13 protein-coding genes and 1 pseudogene are annotated in these 19,404 nt (G+C 70.9%); 9 read left to right on the forward strand and 5 right to left on the reverse strand.

Annotated features, from left to right (window positions below; genetic code table 11):
• Positions 1-30 precede the first annotated feature (30 nt).
• Both A6A27_RS32010 and rox read left to right on the forward strand, forming a co-directional pair.
• Complete coding sequence (locus tag A6A27_RS32010; RefSeq protein ID WP_073838368.1) at positions 31-789, forward strand: TetR/AcrR family transcriptional regulator; 759 nt, start codon at positions 31-33, stop codon at positions 787-789.
• Between the two features lie 381 nt (positions 790-1,170).
• Positions 1,171-2,595 (forward strand): rifampin monooxygenase, encoded by a 1,425-nt coding sequence (gene rox / locus A6A27_RS32015; RefSeq protein WP_198940546.1) that lies wholly within the window; start codon positions 1,171-1,173, stop codon positions 2,593-2,595.
• 202 nt (positions 2,596-2,797) lie between these two features.
• On the opposite strand, the gene A6A27_RS32020 is transcribed toward rox, so the two are convergent.
• A complete protein-coding gene (locus A6A27_RS32020) occupies positions 2,798-3,418 on the reverse strand; it encodes a dihydrofolate reductase family protein (RefSeq protein ID WP_241825541.1) in 621 nt (206 codons plus the stop codon).
• Between A6A27_RS32020 and A6A27_RS47770 the strand changes: the two genes are divergently transcribed.
• The 3 genes from A6A27_RS47770 to A6A27_RS32035 all read left to right on the forward strand — a co-directional run bounded on the left by A6A27_RS47770 (position 3,366) and on the right by A6A27_RS32035 (position 5,327).
• Positions 3,366-3,485, forward strand: coding sequence for a hypothetical protein (locus A6A27_RS47770; protein WP_443190022.1), 120 nt, complete (start codon positions 3,366-3,368; stop codon positions 3,483-3,485). The genes A6A27_RS32020 and A6A27_RS47770 overlap by 53 nt on opposite strands.
• 354 nt (positions 3,486-3,839) lie before the next feature.
• The gene (locus tag A6A27_RS32030) at positions 3,840-4,679 is read left to right on the forward strand and encodes a helix-turn-helix domain-containing protein (protein ID WP_241825542.1); all 840 of its coding nucleotides are present in this window, start codon (positions 3,840-3,842) and stop codon (positions 4,677-4,679) included.
• 66 nt (positions 4,680-4,745) lie between these two features.
• Positions 4,746-5,327: a dihydrofolate reductase family protein gene (locus A6A27_RS32035; RefSeq protein WP_073838371.1), complete on the forward strand. Its 582-nt coding sequence runs from the start codon at positions 4,746-4,748 to the stop codon at positions 5,325-5,327.
• A 200-nt stretch (positions 5,328-5,527) separates the two neighbouring features.
• Here the strand turns inward: A6A27_RS32035 and A6A27_RS32040 are convergent.
• Positions 5,528-5,737 (reverse strand): annotated as a pseudogene (locus A6A27_RS32040) (transposase); the annotation flags it as partial.
• Positions 5,738-5,942: 205 nt separating this feature from the next.
• Between A6A27_RS32040 and A6A27_RS32045 the strand changes: the two are divergent.
• Entirely contained in the window at positions 5,943-6,791 is an 849-nt protein-coding gene (locus A6A27_RS32045; RefSeq protein WP_073838372.1) for a GNAT family N-acetyltransferase, read from the forward strand.
• 13 nt (positions 6,792-6,804) lie between these two features.
• On the opposite strand, the gene A6A27_RS32050 is transcribed toward A6A27_RS32045, so the two are convergent.
• Positions 6,805-9,411 (reverse strand): AMP-binding protein, encoded by a 2,607-nt coding sequence (locus A6A27_RS32050; protein WP_073838373.1) that lies wholly within the window; start codon positions 9,409-9,411, stop codon positions 6,805-6,807.
• Between the two features lie 83 nt (positions 9,412-9,494).
• Between A6A27_RS32050 and A6A27_RS32055 the strand changes: the two genes are divergently transcribed.
• Genes A6A27_RS32055 through A6A27_RS32065 form a run of 3 tightly spaced genes read left to right on the forward strand, consistent with a single transcriptional unit; the run spans position 9,495 to position 13,131 of the window.
• On the forward strand, positions 9,495-10,532 hold the full coding sequence (locus tag A6A27_RS32055) for an iron ABC transporter substrate-binding protein (RefSeq protein WP_073838374.1): 1,038 nt from the start codon (positions 9,495-9,497) through the stop codon (positions 10,530-10,532).
• Positions 10,533-10,585: 53 nt separating this feature from the next.
• Complete coding sequence (locus A6A27_RS32060; RefSeq protein ID WP_073838522.1) at positions 10,586-12,106, forward strand: ABC transporter permease; 1,521 nt, start codon at positions 10,586-10,588, stop codon at positions 12,104-12,106.
• On the forward strand, positions 12,103-13,131 hold the full coding sequence (locus A6A27_RS32065) for an ABC transporter ATP-binding protein (RefSeq protein ID WP_073838375.1): 1,029 nt from the start codon (positions 12,103-12,105) through the stop codon (positions 13,129-13,131). The genes A6A27_RS32060 and A6A27_RS32065 overlap by 4 nt, the downstream gene beginning before the upstream one ends.
• Positions 13,132-13,192: 61 nt before the next feature.
• On the opposite strand, the gene A6A27_RS32070 is transcribed toward A6A27_RS32065, so the two are convergent.
• Positions 13,193-13,606, reverse strand: coding sequence for a contact-dependent growth inhibition system immunity protein (locus A6A27_RS32070; RefSeq protein ID WP_073838376.1), 414 nt, complete (start codon positions 13,604-13,606; stop codon positions 13,193-13,195).
• 140 nt (positions 13,607-13,746) lie between these two features.
• Positions 13,747-19,284 carry an ATP-binding protein gene (locus A6A27_RS32075; RefSeq protein ID WP_073838377.1) on the reverse strand — a complete coding sequence of 1,846 codons (5,538 nt, stop codon included), beginning with the start codon at positions 19,282-19,284 and terminating at the stop codon, positions 13,747-13,749.
• Positions 19,285-19,404 lie beyond the last annotated feature (120 nt).

Raw genomic sequence — 19,404 nt, forward strand, 5'->3', positions numbered from 1 at the left:
CATCATCTCCGTTGCCGTACGCTGTATCTCATGGATACGCCGTACGGTAGCGCACCGCTGCCTGTCTGGGAACGGCCCGAGCCTCAGCCGCGGGCGGCGCCGGTGCCGCTGAGCCGCGCGAAGATCGCCGCCACGGCGATCCGGCTCGCCGACGCACACGGCCTCGACGGGCTGTCGGTACGCAAGATCGCCAAAGAGCTCGGTGTCGGTCCGATGCGGCTCTACGACTACGTGATCAACAGATCCGAACTGCTCGATCTGATGGTCGACGCCGTGTATGCCCAGATCGCCGAGGCCAGCCAGCACTCCGAGTGGCGGGCCACGGTACTGGCCATCGTGCACCGGACCCGCGATGCCGCTCTTGATCATGAGTGGTTCGTCGACCTGCTCGGTGCAAGGCCACACTTAGGACCTCACGCGCTCGCCGTGGGCGAATCGACCGCGGCGGCGCTCAGCCAGGCCCCTGGCGTGCGCGGTGTCGACGATCTCCAGCGGGCCTTGGGCGCCCTCAACGCGTTCATCGTCGGAGCGCTCCGCAGGGAGATCACCGAGCGACGCACCGCCCGTTCAACCGGCACTGACATGTCCGCTTGGCAGGCCACGCTCGGGCCCTACCTGACCCGCATGCTCGAAACAGGCCGCTACCCCACCGTCGCCCGGCTCGTCATCGACGGCGCCCACCTCAACGCCGAGGAAACCTTCCACCACAACCTGATCACCATCCTGGACGGCATCACCAGCCATCCCCGCACGTGCCCTACTGATGGACGGCGCCGAGCGGTTGGGTGATCCGCTGGTCACCCTCGCCACCCCGGATTCGCCCGGCAACCGCACTGGACGTTCGGAGTCGTGATCACGTGGCGGGGATAGGACTGGACGGGATGATGCTCGGGCTTGTAACTTGCAGTTGCCCGTGACACCGCCCGAGGAGGTGAGACCCATGAACGCTGTATCGATGTGGGTGCTCCCCCTTCCCGTCACGGTTGGGCGATTGACGTAGGTGTCGCCGGGAGCGCCTCGCCAACAAGGCACTCCCGAAAGGCAACACCTATGCACTCTCTGCAGTTCACCGCCGAGCCCTCATCGACCGATACGGTCGAGCGCGACTCCACCGCGGGCGACGTCCCCGCGCTCCCCTCGCCGGCCTCCGGCGCCGATCGCGCGCCCGTCATGTTCGACGTGATCATTGCTGGCTGCGGGCCGACTGGCGCGATGTTGGCCACCGAACTGCGGCTGCACGACGTGCGGGTACTCGTTCTGGAGAAGGAAACCGAGCCCAAGTCGTTTGTCCGCATAGTCGGTCTGCATATTCGCAGTCTCGAGCTGATGGCAATGCGCGGACTGCTTCAGCGCATTCTCGAACACGGAAGACAGCGTCCGGCCGGCGGTTTCTTCGCCGCCATCAACAAACCCGCGCCCAAGATCCTGGATTCCGCGCACGCCTATCTGCTGGGCATCCCGCAGCCGGTCATCGAACGCCTGCTCGAAGAACATGCGATCGAGCTGGGTGCGCAGGTCCGGCGCGGTTGTGCGGTGGCCTACTTCGAGCAGGACGACGACGGTGTGACCGTCGAGATGGCCGACGGGGAACAGCTGCGTTCGCGCTATCTCGTCGGCTGTGACGGCGGGCGCAGTACGGTGCGCAAACTGCTCAGCGTCGGCTTCCCCGGCGAGCCCTCGCGGACCGAGACGCTGATGGGCGAGATGGAAGTGGGTGTGCCGCAGGAGGAGATCGCCGCCAAGGTGACCGAAATCAACGAGACCCATAGGCCGTTCTGGCTCCGGCCCTTCGGCGCAGGGGTCTACAGCGTCGTCGTCCCCGCCGCGGGAGTCAGCGATCGCGCGGAACCGCCCACCCTCGAGGATTTCAAACAAGCGCTGCGCACCATCGCCGGAACCGATTTCGGCGTGCACTCCCCGCGCTGGTTGTCCCGCTTCGGGGATGCCACCCGGCTAGCCGAACGTTATCGGGTCGGACGGGTACTGCTGGCCGGCGATGCGGCACACATCCATCCACCCACCGGCGGGCAGGGCCTCAACCTGGGCGTTCAGGACGCATTCAACCTCGGCTGGAAACTGGCCGCACAGATCCGTGGCTGGGCGCCGGAAACACTGCTGGACACCTACCAGGCCGAGCGTCATCCGGTCGCCGAGGACGTGCTGGACAACACCCGCGCCCAGATGGAACTGCTGTCCACCGAACCGGGCCCGCAGGCCGTGCGTAGGCTGCTCACCGAACTGATGGACTTCGACGAGGTGAACCGCTATCTGATCGAGAAGATCACCGCGATCGGCATCCGCTACGACTTCGGCACAGGCCCCGACCTGCTCGGCCGCCGCCTGCGCGACATCGACGTGAAACAGGGCCACCTCTACGGTCTGCTGCATCGCGGCCGCGGCCTGCTGCTGGACCGCACCGAACGCCTGACCGTCGGCGGCTGGTTGGACCGGGTCGATTACCTCGGGGATCCCACTGCGGTACTGGATGCTCCGTGCGTCCTGCTACGCCCCGACGGCCACGTCGCCTGGATCGGCGACGATCAGCAGGATCTGGACGACCAGCTCTCCCGCTGGTTCGGCAAGCCCGCCAGCTGATTTTACGCATGCCAGCGTCGGTAGCCGGTCGTGCTGTCCCTGAACACCGGAGACCTCGTGGCCACCTTGGCGGTGCCGAGGCGCCACGCCCTGACCGACGCCGAGTGGGCGGTGCTGCAGCCGCTGCTGCCTGCGACGCGTCGGTCGGGTGGCAGCGCGCTGGAGTGTGGCGAGAGGCCCTGACCGCGTTGCAGACCGATACTTACCTTCTCGGCTCGTACCGCATCACCACCGCCCCCGAGGCGAACTCCAGCCGGCTCACGAGCTTCAAGTCGACACACTTCGATAGCCCCGCGAACAATGTCGGCCCGTGGCCCGCCATCCGGGGATGCACCCCGAACTCGTACTCATCGATCAACCCGAGCTCCGCCAACGCCAGCGGGAACGTCACGCCCGACACGAACAGCCCCTTGCCCGGCTCCCGCTTGAGCTGCTCAACGGCCTTGCCCAGATCCCCGCGCACGAGCTCCGCGTTCCAGTCGACCCGCTCCAGGGCGCTTGACACGACGTACTTCTTCGCCGCGTTGACCGTCTGGGCGAACGGTTCCATCCAATCAGGTCTCGACCCCGTCGGTGCCGTCGGCCGCCACGCTGCCTCCATCATCTGGTGCATCACCCGGCCAAAGAGAAGTGCATCGGCCCGGGCAAGGTTCTCGGTGTGGTGACGATGCAATTCTTCGTCGGCCGGAATTGCACGATGATCGCAGCACCCGGGCGTGATCGCCGAGAACGACCCGGCCGAGCAGGAGAAGTCGGTCAAATGGCACTCGCTGCTGTGCAACCTGATCGTGTTCCACACCGCGATCGACATGATGGAGGTCATCCGGCAGCTGGTTGCCGAGGGGTGGCAGGTGACCGCTGAGGACCTTCCCAGCTCTCGCCCTACCTGACCTCCCACATCCTCCGGTTCGGCGCCTACGCAACCGACGAACTGCACATCCCGCCGGACGTGTTCGTCCTCGCGCTGGACGAGGTCGACTTTGGCGGCGAACAGCCCGCGGCCGCGTGGCAGAGCGCGGTAGCGCAGCAGAGGGTGGTTTAGCGCCTCCCCATGCAGGGTGACAACTGGTGGGCCGAGAATCCTCCATCTCTCACGCAGCACGCGTATCCCACGCAAATGTCCGCGGCCGGGCGCTCGTCCGGGATCGGCGCCGGCGCGATGCTGGCGGCAGCGCGGCTGGACCATGCCGGCGCGCGATGCCGGCGGGGTTGATCGCGAACACGGTGGCGGCGATGCTGTGGGCGTGGAGTACGTGTCCAGAGTGCCGCGACCGCCGCTGGACGGGCTGATCGACGACCTTTACTACCTGGAGGGTGCGCCGCCGTACGCCCGGCTGATGCTGCCGCCGATGCCGTCGGCGTTGCTCATCGTCAACCTCGGGGCGCCGTTCCGCATCCGCGCCGGCACCGACATCGAGACGGCCGAGTACGCCGACGGCTGCGTGGTCACCATGCCCACCCGCGCGTTGGAGTTCGGCTACCCGCTCCGGACCCGGTCCGTCGGTGTGCACTTCAAGCCGTGGGGACTGGCGCCGTTCCTGCCGATGCCCGCGGCCGAGCTGTGTGACCGGCCGGTGACAGTAGAGCAGGTTTGGGGCCGGCTCGCCATTGCTGAGCTGCGAGACCGGCTGGCCACGGCGGACGGACCGCACGAGATGCTGACGCTGCTCGAGGAGGAGCTGATGCGACGGCTGTGCGAGACCGCCGGCCTGGGGCTGGTCCGCCATACGAGCAGCGTCATCGCGGCGACCAGCGGGGCGGTGGCGATCGGCGACCTGACGGTGGCAGCCGGTGTCAGCAGCACTCATCTGGCACGGCGGTTCAAGGAGCTCATCGGCGTCACGCCGAAGCGGCTGGCCCGCACCCACCGCTTCGCCGCCACCGTGTTCGCGATCGACCCCGCCGGACCGATCGACTGGGGCGAACTCGCCGGTGGCGCAGGCTACTTCGACCAGGCCCACTTCGGCCACGAGTTCCGGGCGTTCACCGGGCTCACGCCGACCCGGTACGTCGAAGTCCGGCGGCGGTTCCTGCGCGAACATCCCGGCCACGTGCTGGACAGCTGGCCGCTGCCGGCCGATTGATTTCTTACAAGAGCGACAGCTCACGACACGCTAATTTGGGGGCACCCGAAAGCAGAGGAGAGCCCCGTGGGCAAGGTGGTCATGTACAGCTCGGTGTCGGTGGACGGCTTCATCGCGGACGAGAATGACCAGCCCGGACCGCTGTTCGACTGGTTGTCCAGCGGGGACGTTCCGTTGGACGAGAGCGGCGAGCTGAAGGTGTCGCAGACGTCCTACGACTACACCCGGCCGTACTGGGACCAGATCGGGGCGACAGTCGTCGGCCGCCACGTCTTCGACATGACGGACGGCTGGGACGGGAAGCCTCCGGGCGGGATCGACCACGTGGTCGTCGTGACGCACCGGCCGGCGCCCGAGGGCTGGGACCCCGAGGCGCCGTTTCACTTCGTCGACGGTGTCGAGGCAGCCGTGGCCAAGGCGCAGGAGCTTGCGGGTGACCGCATGGTCGAGATCGCCGCTGGCGACGCCGGTGGCCAGGTGCTTGCCGCGGGCCTGGTCGACGAGGTGCGCATGGACGTCGTACCCGTCGTGTTCGGGTCCGGCAAGCGCTACTTCGGGTCGGTCCACGCGCAGCACCTGTTGGAGGATCCTGACGAGGTGATTCAGGGCAACCGGGTGCTTCACCTGCGCTATCGGGTGCGCCGTTGACCGATCTGAGCGGGAACGCGAAGAAGTCCACTGCGAACGGTGACACAAGATCGGGCCTCCGGCTGTGCTTGCGCATCGCTGTCCCTGGTCGGGCAGCCGACGCCGATCCGCCCCAGCACCTCACCTGGGGCAAGGTCAACTCAAGATCACTGGTTGCCGATTTCCGTCGTATCTTGGCCGACCCTCAGGAAGAGCGGCTCTCACAATGCAGGGTGTAGTCGGGGTCTGAATCCGCCTGTCTCGAGTAGGGATCGGGCGATGTAGTTGGTGAGGTTGCGGAAGCCGAGGGCGGAGCCGCGCAGGTGCTCCAGGCGGCCGTTGATCGCTTCGGTTGGACCGTTGCTGGTGCCGGGCCGGTCGAAGTAGGCCAGCACGTCAGCGGCTCGCTTGCTCAGGGTGCGGCCGAGGCGATCTCGACCAGCGGCCTGCTCATCGACCCCGATGACCTTCACACCGTTCAACCGGCCGGGATCGTTGATCAGCACCCGTCGGCGCTCGGCCAGGACCGCGTCGTTGGCGGTGTTCCACGTAGCCATTGCCAGCGCCCTCCAGACCCACTGAATGCCTACGCGCTGGTCGGGCAGGATGTGGCGGATGAGGAGAGAACCTGTCCTGATGGTTCGCGGTGCCACCGTCGGTGATCTCGATGCCATCGCGCGTGTCGCGGAGGCGGCGGGTCAGCGAGGCGAATGGACCGGCGCAGACCCCGCGTACGTTAGGCACCTGCTGCGGTACGGGCAAGTCGTTGTCACGGTCGATGACGACCGGGTTGCCGGATTCGGTGCGACCCGGGACATCGCCGGCCGCGCTGGGGTGACCTCGATGCTGTGCGATCTGTTCGTTGACCCGTCGTACCGTGGCCGCGGCCATGGCAGGGCGCTGCTCGCCGAGCTGTGGCCCGAGCGAAACACCCTGCGGATGACCTTCAGCAGCCAGCACCCACATGCGCTGCCGCTCTACACGAGTGCCGGTCTGGACGCCTGGTGGCCGCTGCTGTATCTGACCGGTGATACCCGTACCGTGCGGCCGCCTGCTGGTTGGACTGTCGAGCCGTCCTCGCCGGATGCGGTCGCTGCGTTCGAGGCGGGCTGGACGGGCCTGGACCGCGCCGACGACCATCACGCATGGGCCCGGCGGTCGAATGGAGTAGCGCTGGTCGCGGCGTTTGACGGCCAGCCACGGGCCGCCGGGGTCGCGGCGGGGGAGGGCGCGGGCTACGGCCTGGTGCACCTGGCATCGGACCCGCGTCTCACCGACGCCCAGGTTGCCGACAGCGTGCTGGCGGTCCTCGCGTCGCTCGACAGCGGGGACGGGTACGCGCAGTTGTGCCTGCCGGCGCCGCACCCCGCAGTCCGCCCCCTGCTCGCGGCCGGTTGGCGGGTGGCCGAGCTGGACGTGTTCATGGCGACCCGCGTCGACCTGCTGGACGCGCGCCGTGCCGTGCCGTCGCCCGCTCTGGCCTGACGGCCCTGCTGACTCATCCCACCGGCGTGCGTCGGGCTGCCGAGGGCGGACGGGCCATCGATCGTGCCGCGGCACGGGGCGGCAGGGCGTGGGAGGGCACTGATCGGGCCCGCTGTGCGCGGTGGGACGCGCGTAGCCGGCGGGCCGCCAGCCGGGTGAGCGCCGCGCAACCGACCCCGACGGCCAGGGACACGACCAGCGCCGCGCCTCGCGACCACGGGCCGACCAGTGGCATCACCTGCCAGTGGATGAGGTAGATGTACAGCGAACTGCTGGCCAGTAACCCCGCCACCCGGTTGACGGACCGACTGCTCGGCAACCTCGGTACCCAGATCAGCAGCGCGAACCCGGCTGCGATGAACGCTTCCCGCAGCGGCTGTCCGAAGAAGCCGGGCACCGTGAGCAGCGCGGTGGCGGTGACCACCACCCGCTGGCCGGTCGTGCGGGCCCGGGCCGCCGCCCAGCCGAGGGCGAACAGCCAGAACACCAGGATCGCGGACGGGACGTGGCCGTGGGAGGTCAGCCCCGGCAGGTCGTAGCGGGTGACGAGGCCGAGCGCGGCCAGCGCGAGTGGGAACCCGAACGGCAGCCGTCGTTCCAACCGGTCCAGTGCCGGGATCGCCAGGAGCGCTGCCGCGGCGAGCAGGATGTACACCAACGCCTCGATGAACCAGAACTGCCACTCGGTGGTCCCGTCGTGCGGGCCGAGGACGCTGTTGAGCAGCAGCACGTTGGTCAGCGTGTAGTCGCCGGTGACGGCGCCGGCCGCGGCGATCCAGGCCACCGACGGCAGCACGATCCGGCCGACCGTGCGCAGGGCGGCGCGTACCCGCTCCCGCCGGGGCGCGGCGGTGAGCTGGAAGCGGGCGAAGTTGAACCCGGCGACGGCGAGCAGCAGGTGCGCGCCGCCCTTGATGGTGAAGAGCGGGATGTGTGAGCCGACGATGACGACGATCGCCAGCGCCCGTAGCGCCACGCCGGTCTCCAGCACCCGACGTGGAACCGGCCGGTCCGGCACCGGCCGGGCCAGGTCCCGGATGGGGACGGTGTGCCAGTCGGCGGGCAGGTCCCCGAGAAGTTCCTGCAGCCGGATGGACGCCTCCACGTAGGACAGCGAATCGCCGCCGAGGTCGACGAAGCTCTGGTCGGGGCTGACCTCGGGCTGGTCGAGCAGCTCGGCGTAGAGCCAGCAGAGCTGTTCCGGGCCGGCCCCGGTGGGCACGGTGGCGGCCGCCGGCGGCGTGGCGAGGGCACGGACGGCCGCCAGGTCCGGCTTGCCGTTGGCCAGTCGGGGCAGCTCGGCCAGCAGCTGCGCGCGGACCACGCGGGCCGGCAGGCCCGCCGCGGCGGCGGCCAGGCGCCGCACCCGATCGGGGTGGTGGGCGCCGGTCGCGGCGACGACCAGCTCGCGGTCCGTGCCGGCGCAGTACGCCTCGACGCCGGCCTGCCGCAGGTGCTCCTCCACGCGGCGCAGGTCGACCCGCAGGCCGAAGATCTTCGCGAAGTCGGCGACCCGTCCGACGATCTCGTAGATCCCGTCCGGCCCGCGTCGGGCCACGTCCCCGGTGTGCAGCTCCGCCACGGTGCGCCCGAGGGCCAGGTCGCTCGGCCGCTCGGCGTAGCCCAGCATCACGTTCGGTCCGGCGTAGACCAACTCGCCGGTGTCCGGTTCGGGGCGGTCCGGCAGGGAACGCAGCCGGAACGAGCCGCCCGGGATCGGCACGCCGATCGCCTCGGGCCGGTGCTCGGCCAGGTCCGGCGGCAGGTACGCCATCCGGGCGGTGGCCTCGGTCTGGCCGTACATGACGAAGAACCGCCAGCCGCGGCGGCGGCCGAGGGCGGCGTACCGGGCCACCCGTTCCGGGTCGAGCCGGCCGCCGGCCTGGGTGAGGTGGCGCAGGTGGGGCAGGTGCATTCGGTCGAAGTCGACCCGGTCCAGCAGGTCGAAGGTGTACGGCACGCCGGCCAGGCTGGTGCCCTGCTCGGCGCGGAACAGCTCCCAGAAGCAGCGGTCGGTGACCGAGAGCCCGGTGAGGATCAGCGCCGCCCCGCGCAGCAGGTGACTGTTCACCACCGACAGGCCGTAGCAGTAGTGCAGCGGCAGGGTGGTGGCGGCCCGGTCGGTGTCCCGGATGTCGAGGTACTCGGCGATCGCTTCGGCGTTGGCCTGCAGGTTCGCCGACGACAGCCGGACCAGCTTGGGGGAGCCGGTCGACCCGGAGGTGCTGAGCAGCAGCGCCAGCTCGGGATGCAGCTCGTGTCGGCTGCCGGGACGGCGCTCGTCGAGGACGACTTCTCCGTCGACGCGGCGGATCACCACGTCCGGGTCGTACGCCCGGGTCAGTTCGGTGGCCGCGGCGTCGTGGTCCCCGGGCACCAGCAGCAGGGGATGCCCGCCGGCCAGCGCCGCCAGGTACGCGACCAGCTCGTCGACCCGGTTCGCGCAGGCGAGCAGCACCAGCCGGCGGACCGGGTCGAGCCGGGCTGCCAGCGCGTCGACCCGCTCGGCCAGCTCGGCGTAGCTGAGCCGACCGTCGGCGGTGATCACTGCCGGCCGATCGCCGTGCTCGGCCAGGGCGCGGACGAACGGCGCCGGCCCGGTGTCGGGGAGGAGGCGCATGGCCGAAAGGTTAGGGGAGCCTCACCTAAATTCCAACGGGGGGTGGTTTGCATCGAAGGGGCTGAGTAAGGTAAGCCTTACCTGTGCGAAAGCGTCTCAGTCTCGTTCTGGCCGGCACCCTTGCCGGCCTGGTGTCCCTGACCGCGTGCGGCGGCTCCGACAGCGACCCGGGCAAGCCCGGCGACAAGCGGCTCACCGTCTATAGCGGCCGCAGCGAAGCCCTCGTCAAGCCGGTGCTGGAGAAGTTCGAAAAAGCCACCGGTATCACTGTCGACGTCCGCTACGGCACCACCTCGCAGATGGCCGCCCAGCTGCTGGAGGAGGGCAAGCGCAGCCCCGCAGACGCGTTCTTCGCCCAGGACGCCGGCGCGCTCGGCGCGGTCAGCAAGGCCGGACTCTTCGCGGTGTTGCCCGCCGAGCAGCTCGACCGGGTCCCGGCCACGTACCGCGACGCCAACGGTCGGTGGGTCGGTGTCAGCGGCCGGTCCCGCGTCCTGGCCTACAACGCCGACCAGGTCCGCGCCGCCGAGCTGCCGAAGAGCGTGTTCGAGCTGACCGATCCGAAGTGGCAGGGCAAGATCGGCCTCGCGCCCACCAACGGCTCCTTCCAGGCCTTCGTCACCGCCCTACGGGTGCAGCACGGCGACGCCAAGGCCCGCGAGTTCCTCACCGGCCTCAAGGCCAACCAGCCGCAGGTCCGGGAGGGCAACGTCCAGATCGTCGCCGACATCGACGCCGGCACCCTCGCCGTCGGCCTGGTCAACCACTACTACGTGTACGAGTTGGCCAAGGAGCGCGGCGGCAGCCCCGACGTGCTGAAGGCGAAGCTGCACTTCTTCCCGGACGGCGACACCGGCGGCCTGGTCAACGCCGCCGGCGTCGGCCTGCTGGAGCGGGCCGGCACGGACCCGGACGCCCGGGCGCTGGTCGACTACCTGCTCGGCACCGAGGCGCAGACCTACTTCGCCACCCAGACCTTCGAGTACCCCCTGGCTGCCGGGGTACCCGCCGCGCCGGGCCTGCCGCAGCTCGCCGCCCTCGAGGCCCCGAAGATCGACCTCAACGACCTCGACACGCTCGACGCCACCGTCACCATGATCAAGGAAGCGGGGCTGGCCTGAGCACCATCCTGGCCGGCGACCGTCGGGGCACCACCCGACGGTCGCCACGCCGGCTGATCCGGCGCCCGGCGCTCACCGCCGCCTCGGCCGCCGCCGTCGCGGTCGCCCTGCTACCGCTGGTCTACCTCGCCGTACGGACTGCCGAGGCGGGTGGTGAGCGAATCGTCGCCGAGCTGCTCACCGCCCGGGTCGCCATGCTCGCCGGACGCAGCCTCGCCCTCGCCGCCGTGGTCACCGCCGCCTGCGCCGTCCTCGGCGTCGGCACCGCGCTCCTGGTGACCCGCACCGACCTGCCCGGCCGGCGGGTCTTCGGCGTCCTCGCCGCGCTGCCGCTGGCCGTCCCCACCTACGTGGCCGGCTTCGCCTGGACCGCCACCGTCACCGGATTCGAAGGCTTCTGGGCCGCCGCCCTGCTGCTCACCGTCTGCTCCTACCCGTACGTGTTCCTGCCCGCCGTCGCCGCCCTCAACCGGACCGACCCCGGCCAGGAAGAGGTGTCCCGGTCACTGGGGAAGGGACCGTGGGCCACCCTGTTCGGGGTCACCCTGCGTCAGATCCGCCCGGCCGTCGCCGCCGGCTCGCTGCTGGTCGCCCTTTACGTGCTCAGCGACTTCGGCGCCGTCTCCATCGTCCGGGTCGACACCTTCACCCGGGCCATCTTCACCGCGTTCAACCTCGGCTTCGACCGCACCGGCGCGCTGGTGCTGTCCACCGTGCTGGTGCTGCTCACAGTCCTGCTGATCGGCGCCGAGCTCACCACCCGCACCCGCGACGCCCGATACGCCAGCACCGCCGTCCGACTCCCCGTACGGCTGCGGCTGGCCCGGTGGCGCGGGCCGGCGCTGGCCGGCCTGCTCGCGGTGAACGGGCTCGCTCTCGGCGTGCCGGCCGCCGGCCTGGCCCGGTGGCTCGCGGCCGGGGTGTCCCGCCCCGGCTCCCTCGCCGAGATCGCCGCCGCCGCCGGCGCGTCCCTGTCGGTCTCCCTCGCCGGCACCGCGCTGACCATGCTTCTCGCCCTGCCCCTGGGCCTGCTCACCGCCCGAGCTCCGGGACCGGTCGCCACCGCCCTCGACCGGCTCACCTACCTAGCCCACGCCCTGCCCGGCGTGGTGATCGGCCTGTCCCTGGTGTTCTTCGCGGTCAACGTGGCGTACCCGCTCTACCAGAGCGCCTGGCTGCTCGCCCTGGCGTACGCGACGCTCTTCCTGCCGTTGGCCGTCGGCGCGGTGGCCTCCGCCGCCGCGCAGAGCCCGCCCGCCGTCGAGGAGGCCGCCCGGTCCCTCGGGCGCGGCCCGTTCACGGTGTTCCGCACCGTCACCCTGCCGCTCACCCTGCCCGGCATCGGCGCCGGGGCGGCGCTGACCTTCCTCACCTGCATGAAGGAACTCCCCGCCACCCTGCTGCTGCGCCCGACCGGGATGGACACCCTGGCCACCGAGCTGTGGACCCACACGTCCACCGCCGCGTACGCCGCCGCAGCCCCGTACGCCGCCATCCTCGTCGCGCTCGCCGCCGTGCCCACCTGGCTGCTCGCAGCCCGCACCGGACTCACCCAAACCGGAGCCACCCGATGACCAACAGCATGCTGACCGTAACCGGCCTGGCCAAGTCCTACGGCCCGATGCCCGCCCTGGCCGGCGTCGACCTCGACGTCACCCGCGGCACGCTGCTGGCGGTACTGGGACCGTCCGGCTGCGGCAAGACCACCCTGCTGCGCTGCGTCGCAGGATTCGAGCGCGCCGACGAGGGCATGGTTGCCGTCGCCGGCCGGACGGTCGCGGGCAACCGGCTGCATGTGCCGCCGCACCGGCGCGGCGTGGCCGTCGTCCCACAGGAGGGGGCACTGTTCCCACACCTGTCCGTCGCCGACAACGTCGGCTACGGGCTGGACCGGGCGGCCCGCCGCTCCGGCCGGGTCGAGGAGACGCTCGAACTGGTCGGCCTCGCCGCGTACGGCGCGCGGATGCCGCACCAGCTGTCGGGCGGCCAGCAGCAACGGGTCGCCATCGCCCGGGCGCTGGCTCCCCGGCCAGCGCTGGTGCTGTTGGACGAGCCGTTCAGCGCCCTGGACGCCCGGCTGCGCGCCGAACTGCGCGCTGACGTGCGACAGGCGCTGCGCGCCGACGGCGCCACCGGCGTGCTGGTCACCCACGACCAGGGCGAGGCGCTGTCCATGGCGGACGCGGTCGCGGTCATGGACGCCGGGCTGATCGTCCAGTGCGGCGCTCCCGCAGCGGTCTACCGGGACCCGGCCACCCCGTGGATCGCCCGGTTCGTGGGGGAGGCCGTGCTGCTCCCGGCCACCGTCGACGCCGACGTGGCGACCACCCCGCTCGGCCGGCTGCCGTTGCGCGGATCCGCCGCCTGCGGCGCGGCGACCGTCCTTGTCCGGCCCGAGCAGATCCGGCTCACCCCGTCCGGCGGGGCGCCGGCCACCGTGGTGCGACAAGACTTCCACGGCCACGACGCGCTGACCACGGTCCGCCTCGACGACGGCACGGTGCTGACCGCGCGGATGCTGGACGAGGACAACGGCCTGACCGCCGGCACCCGGGTCGCCATCACCGTTCGGGGGCAGGTGCGGGCGTACGCGGAGTAGCGGCAAGGTGCAAAGGCACCAGTACGTCTACGTCGCCCGCTGCCCGGCGAGGACCAGCTTCTCAAGAATCAAGAAACCGCAGAATGGCGTCGCGGAGCAACCGGTCCGGGTCGCGAGGCCCAAGGTGAGGGTCGGCGACCGGTGGACCGGCAACGAGCTCAGCCAGCACTGAGGCCAGTTGCTTCCGCTCCGCCCGCAGGTTTGACCACACCGAGTCGGGTAACCGCAGGACGTTGGCGAGCAGGTCGCCCGGGTAGTAGTCGCCCTCGGCCAGGGGATCGCTGAGCAGGACTTGCACCGCGAGGGGCAGCAGAGCCGGCACGCCGATCTGCTGACCGAGCATGATGCGCAGGTCTTCGATCGCGAACTCGGCCAACGGCTTGCGTCGCAGCTCGAGGCAGCGTCTCACGAGGAAGCTGTCGTCCGGGCCAGGATCCGACCAGACGTCCCGCTCAAGCTCCTCGATCGTGGTCACGGCGATCAGGGTAGTTGGCACCGTAACTCTGCGTCGCCCGGCAGGTTGGCGGACCACCCATGGACCAGCCGCCAGCGGCCGCCGCGACAAAGCGGCCCGGCGCGATGATGCGCCGGGCCGCTTGGCAGTGGTTACGCCGATCAGGCCCGCTGGTGACGAGGCCGGTTGCCATCGGCGGCGCTGGCGAGGCCGCGCTCGACGGCCGCGATGATCTGCGGGCGCAGCTCCTCCGGCCGGATGATGGCATCCACCGAGCCGACCTCGACCGCGCGCTGAATGCTGTGCACGCCGTCGAACTCGGCGGCCACCTCGCCCAGCTTCTCCGCCCGGACCGTGGCCCGGACGTCCATGAGCTGCGTGACCAGCGCCGCACGCTCCCCACCGGTCGCCGCGGCGATGCGCGCCTCCAGTTCGGCCACCCGCGGATCCTTTGCCGTACGGGCGTTGACGTCACCGGCGAACACCACGGCCGCCGCGGGCGCCCCGCCGATGACAGACGCGAACGAGCCCTCCACCGCGAGCACGGTCATGTTCGGGTTGAGCGCCTTGGAGAACACCACGAACGCGCCGCCGTGATACCGCGAGATCACGCAGAACACGATCGGGCCTTCGAAGTTCACGATCGCCCGGCCGATCTCCGCGCCGTACTCCAGCTGCAACTGCCGCATCGACTCCGGCGAGCCGTCGAACCCGGACAGGTTCGCCAGCACGACCAGCGGCCGGTTCCCGCTCGCCGCGTTGATCGCCCGCGCGGCCTTCTTCGACGAGCGCGGGAACAGCGTGCCCGCGGTGTAGGTGTCCGGGCCGTCGGTGGGCGGGAATCCCCGCCGCGGCACCGACCGGGACTCGATGCCGAGCAGGCACACCGGGATGCCGCCGAGGTGCACGTCCTGCACCACCGCGGTCTCGGCGTCGGCCATGCCCGCCCAGCGCTCCAGGACCGCGTGATCCTGGTCGGCCAGGGCCCGCACCAGCGTACGGATGTCGAACGCCTTCTTGCGGTCGGGGTTGCGCTCACGGGAGAAGATCTCGCCGACGGTCGTGAAATCGCTGTCCGGCATCGCGTGCGGGTAGTCGGAGATGTCCCGGTCGACCGGGTCGGCCGTGACCGCCCGCCGCGGCCGGGTCTCGCCGGGCGCGATGTAGGTGTGGTCGTGGTGGGTCATCAGCAGGTTGCGGGCGGCCCGCAGGTCCGGCGCCCAGTACTGGGCCTGGCCGTTGGGGCCCATCACCCGGTCGTAGCCGCCGATGCCGAAGTTGTCCTCGGCCGACACCCCGCCGGAGAAGTCCAGCGACTGCTTGCCGGTCAGCACCATCGCCGAGTCCGGAGTCATCACCAGGATGCCCTTGGTGTGCATGAGCATCGTGGCTTCGGCGTTCCAGTACGGCTGAGCACCCACGGTGATCCCGGCGACCACGATGTTGATCTCGCCGCCCTGCTGGGTGAACTCCACGATCCGCTTGAGCGCGGCGGCCACCCAGTCCATGTTCTCGGTGCCCGAGCTCATCGAGATCCGCGCGCCCGCCGACAGCGCGAACCAGTCGACCGGTACGCGCATCCGCTCGGCCAGGTCGAGTGCGGCGATCACCCGCGCGCATTCCGGCTCGGCCAGCGCGCCCAGCGCCTTCGTCGGATCGCCGAGCAGCACCACCCGCGTGACGCCTTCGGGATACCGCTCGGTCGGCGTGCTCACCACACCGGCGACGATGCCCGCCTTGTTGTGCCCCTTCGGCCGGTCGACCGGGGCCAGCGCGCCGGTGTCGTCCAGGTCGTACTCGGTGAAGGTGCCGCGCTGACCGGCCAGCATCTCGGTCAGCTCGTACGGGTACGTCGTGCCGCGGCGCCGCGCCGAGAGCACCTTCTGCCGGTAGTCGTCCAGCGGCTGGATCGGCTCGTCCGTCGGCTCGGTGACCGACACCCGCATGCCCGCGTCGTAGGAGATCTGGACCGCGATGTCGGTCAGCTCGCCGGTGACCCCGTCGCGCTGCCGACCGAGGAACAGCACCTCCTCCAGGCCCGCGCCGGCCGTGATCGGCAGCACGCGCTGGGCGACGGCGTCCAGCTCCTCCATGGTCAGCTCGTTCGGCGGCCAGACGTAGATGGTGATCCGGTTGGTGTCGAACCGCTTCTTCGCCGGCCGCTGCGCCTGGACCTTGCGGATCGCGTCGAGACACGCGTCCAGCGCGCCCTCGACCGCGGGCAGCGCGAGGATCCGGCCGTCGGCGTCGCGCAGCGGCGTCAGGTCACGGACCTGGGCCATCGCCGCCAGCCGCTCGTCGGCTGGGTTGTCGGGGGCGACGCAATGGACGAGGTAGACCTCCTCGTCCGCGGACGGCAGCCGGGTCAGGTCGAAGTTCCGCAGCCGCGGCAGCTGCAGGCGCTCGGCGATCAGCGGGTGCAGCCCGCGGATGACCCGGTCCTCGCCCACGCCCGGCCGGAACGTGAACTGGTGGTGCATCGGCGTGCCGTTGCGCCCGGCCACCGACACCGTCACCCGCTGGAGCACGTCCAGCAGTCCGGCGCGGTCGACGATCTCCCGCAGCGTCGCGGCCATCGCCTCCGTCTCGGGCTGGTCGGCCCAGGTCAGGTACACATCGGCGACCGACGGCTCCGGGTCGCGGCGCGGCGTCGGAGGCGCCGAGCCAGAGCCGTCGCCGGAGTCCGAGCCGGACAGTTCGGCGACCTTTGTCAGAATCGCCGGCAGCTCGGCGAAGTCCGTGGCCGCCGCGATCAGCCGGAAGCGCTCGCCGTCGCGGTCGTACTCCGCGGTGAAGAACGAGCGCCCCGTCACCTCGACCGTTCGCGCGTCGCTCGCGCCGCGGTTGCCGTAGTAGCGCCGGCTGAGCACTTCGAGCATCGGGCCGTGATCGGCGCCCGGCTTGCCGACGCGCTGACCGAGCAGCCGGACCAGCGGCTCGGGCGAGGCGACCATCTTCGTGATCCGCTCGGCGCGGTCGGCCGCATCCGGGTGCTGGTCGAGGTAGCGCAGGTGGCTACGGACGCCCGCGTACACCTCGGCACGCTTGCGGCGCAGCATCGGCTGGGCCGCCCACCGGAACACGATGCTGCGGGCCAGATCGCCGACCACCGGGAACCGGAGCTGGGTGGCGAAGATCAGGTGCTCCAGCGCCTGCCCGACCAGCTCGCGCAGTCCGTCGCCGGGCAGCGGCTCGGTCAGCCACTGCTGCAGGAACGTCACGATCACCGAGACGTCGGCCGACGCCCGTCGCTGCGCAAGGAAGATCCGGAACACGGCCTCCTCCAGCGCGGGCGTGCGCTCGAAGTCCTTGACGCCGTAGTGGGCGAGCACCCGGGCCAGCCGGTTGCGGAAGGTGTCCGGCAGCGCGGCCCGCTCGACGTCAAGGCACTGCAGGTAGGCGTGGAAGTATTCGCGCGGGCTGTGCACCCGGGTGTCGGCCCTGGTCTCCTCGCCGACCGGCCGGTTGCGGCTGAGCTCGGACAGGTCGGCGAACAGCTGCAGCAGCTCGACCTCTGCCTCCAGCGGAGGCCGGGTGAGCTCGGACCGCGCGGCCAGGTAGTGGGACAGCGCCCGACGCTCGTCGCGGGGATCGAGGTCGTAGCCGAGCAGCAGGCTGCGCAGGTCGGCGATGCCGCGGGCGACCCGGGCCTCGGCGGACAGACCGGTCGGCTCGGACGGCAGCTCCAGGTCGACGGCCTCGCCCTCCGCGGCCTCGCCCGGGGCTTCGTCGCCGACCGGTTCCAGACGCAGCAGCGGGGCACCGGCCTCCACCTGGCTGCCGACGGAGACCTGGCACTCGCGCAGCTTCGCCCGGAACGGCGCGCGCAGCACGGTCTCCATCTTCATGCTCTCCAGGACGAGCACGGGCGCGCCCGCCTCGACCTCGTCCCCGACTTCGAGTGGGGTGGCGACGACCAGCGCGGGCGCGGGGGAGCGCAGCACGCCGCCCTCGTCGCGGCTGACGCGGTGCGTGATGCCGTCCACCTCGACCAGGTGGACGGGCCCGTGCGTGTGGGTGACCAGCCGGAACTGCCGGCCGTTCACGAGGATCCGACCGGTGTGGTCGTCGTACCGATCGAGTTCGGCATCCACCGCGGACGCCTCCCCGATGCCGACCCGGAACCGGTGCGGCCCGGTCTGCGCGACGGTCACCCGGTAGCTCGCGCCGCGGAGCTTGAGGTCGACCGGCCGGCCGCTCTCGTGCTGGACCTGCGGGCGGCCGCCGTGGGCGGTGGACAGCAGCCGCTGCTGCTCGACGAGCGCCTCGTCCTCGTACGCCTCGATCGCCGCCGCGGCCAGCGCGATGCCGGAGTGCTTGGTGGAGACCAGGCGGCCCTGCGCCCGGACCCGGTCGATCCAGCCGGTGTCAGCGCTGGCGTCGATCACCTCGGGCTGGTCGAGCAGATCGAGCAGGAAGCTCTTGTTGGTGGCGCCACCCTCGATGATCACCGTGGTCTCGGCCACCGCGCGGCGCAGCCGGCCCAGCGCTTCGTCGCGGGTACGGCCGTAGGCGATGATCTTGGCGATCATCGAGTCGAAGTCCGCCGGGATCACGTCGCCCTCGCTGACCCCGGTGTCCACCCGGATGCCGGGGCCGCTGGGCAGCGCCAGCCGGACGATCCGGCCGGGCGACGGCGCGAAGTCCCGGTCGGGATCTTCGGCGTTGAGCCGAGCCTCGACGGCATGGCCGGCCTCGGCCGGGATCCGTTCCCCGAGCCGGCCGCCGGCGGCCACGTGGATCTGGGCCTTGACCAGGTCGAAGTCGGTGGTGGCTTCGGTGATCGGGTGCTCGACCTGCAGCCGGGTGTTCACCTCGAGGAAGGCGAACAGCTTGTCGCCGGGGTGGTAGAGGAACTCGACGGTGCCCGCACCGCGATAGTTCACGGCCAGCGCGAGCCGCTCGGCCGCCGCCTTCAGCTCGCGGGTCTGGTCGGGGGTGAGAACGGGGGAGGCGGACTCCTCGATGACCTTCTGGTTGCGCCGCTGCACCGAGCAGTCCCGGACCCCCAGCGCCCACGCGGTGCCCTGACCGTCGGCGATCACCTGCACCTCGACGTGCCGTGCGCCGGTGACCAGGCGTTCCAGGAACACCACGCCGCTACCGAACGCGCGCTCAGCCTCCAGGCTCGTGCGCTCGTAGGCGTCGGTGAGTTCCTCCTCGCTGCGGACGACCCGGATGCCCCGGCCGCCACCACCCGCGGTCGCCTTGAGCATCAGCGGGTAGCCGATGTCGGCCGCCGCGCGCTTGGCCGCGTCCAGACTCTCCACCGCGCCGCGGCTCCACGGCGCCACCGGGACGCCGACCTCCTCGGCGATCAGCTTCGCGCCGATCTTGTCACCGAGCTCACGCATCGCGCCCGCGCTCGGACCGATGAAGGTGACACCGACCTTCTCGCAGAGTTCGGCGAACGCCGGGTCCTCGGCGACGAAGCCCCAGCCCACCCACGCCGCGTCCGCGCGCGTCTCGACCAGCGCACGTTCGAGGATGCTGTGGTTCAGGTACGGGCGCGCCGACGCGGGCCCGAGGCAGTAGCTGTCGTCCGCTTCGCGGACGAAGGTGGCGGCGCGCTCGGCGTCGGTGTAGAGCGCGATGGTCTCGATTGGCGGGGCCCCGGTCTCGGCGTTGAGCTCGCGAACGGCGTGGATCAGCCGCATGGCGGCCTCTCCCCGGTTGACGATGGCGATGCGGCTGAACACCGAGTAAGCCTCCCAAAAGTGCGTTCACAACATGACGGGGACTCCCTCGGGGCAGGGGTCCCCGTCACAACTTTGTCCGCTACCGGCCGGTAGGCAAATCGTCGGACCCGCCACCGGCGG

Source organism: Micromonospora sp. CB01531, from assembly GCF_001905095.1.
In the GTDB taxonomy this organism is placed as follows: Bacteria; Actinomycetota; Actinomycetes; order Mycobacteriales; family Micromonosporaceae; genus Micromonospora.

Bases quoted from the DNA above. Each gene is read 5' to 3' on its own strand.
- A6A27_RS32045 (WP_073838372.1), top strand. From the start codon at position 5,943: ATGGTTCGCGGTGCCACCGTCGGTGATCTCGATGCCATCGCGCGTGTC.
- A6A27_RS32010 (WP_073838368.1), top strand. From the start codon at position 31: ATGGATACGCCGTACGGTAGCGCACCGCTGCCTGTCTGGGAACGGCCC.
- A6A27_RS32050 (WP_073838373.1), bottom strand. From the start codon at position 9,411: ATGCGCCTCCTCCCCGACACCGGGCCGGCGCCGTTCGTCCGCGCCCTG.
- A6A27_RS32065 (WP_073838375.1), top strand. From the start codon at position 12,103: ATGACCAACAGCATGCTGACCGTAACCGGCCTGGCCAAGTCCTACGGC.
- A6A27_RS32020 (WP_241825541.1), bottom strand. From the start codon at position 3,418: ATGACCTCCATCATGTCGATCGCGGTGTGGAACACGATCAGGTTGCAC.
- rox (WP_198940546.1), top strand. From the start codon at position 1,171: ATGTTCGACGTGATCATTGCTGGCTGCGGGCCGACTGGCGCGATGTTG.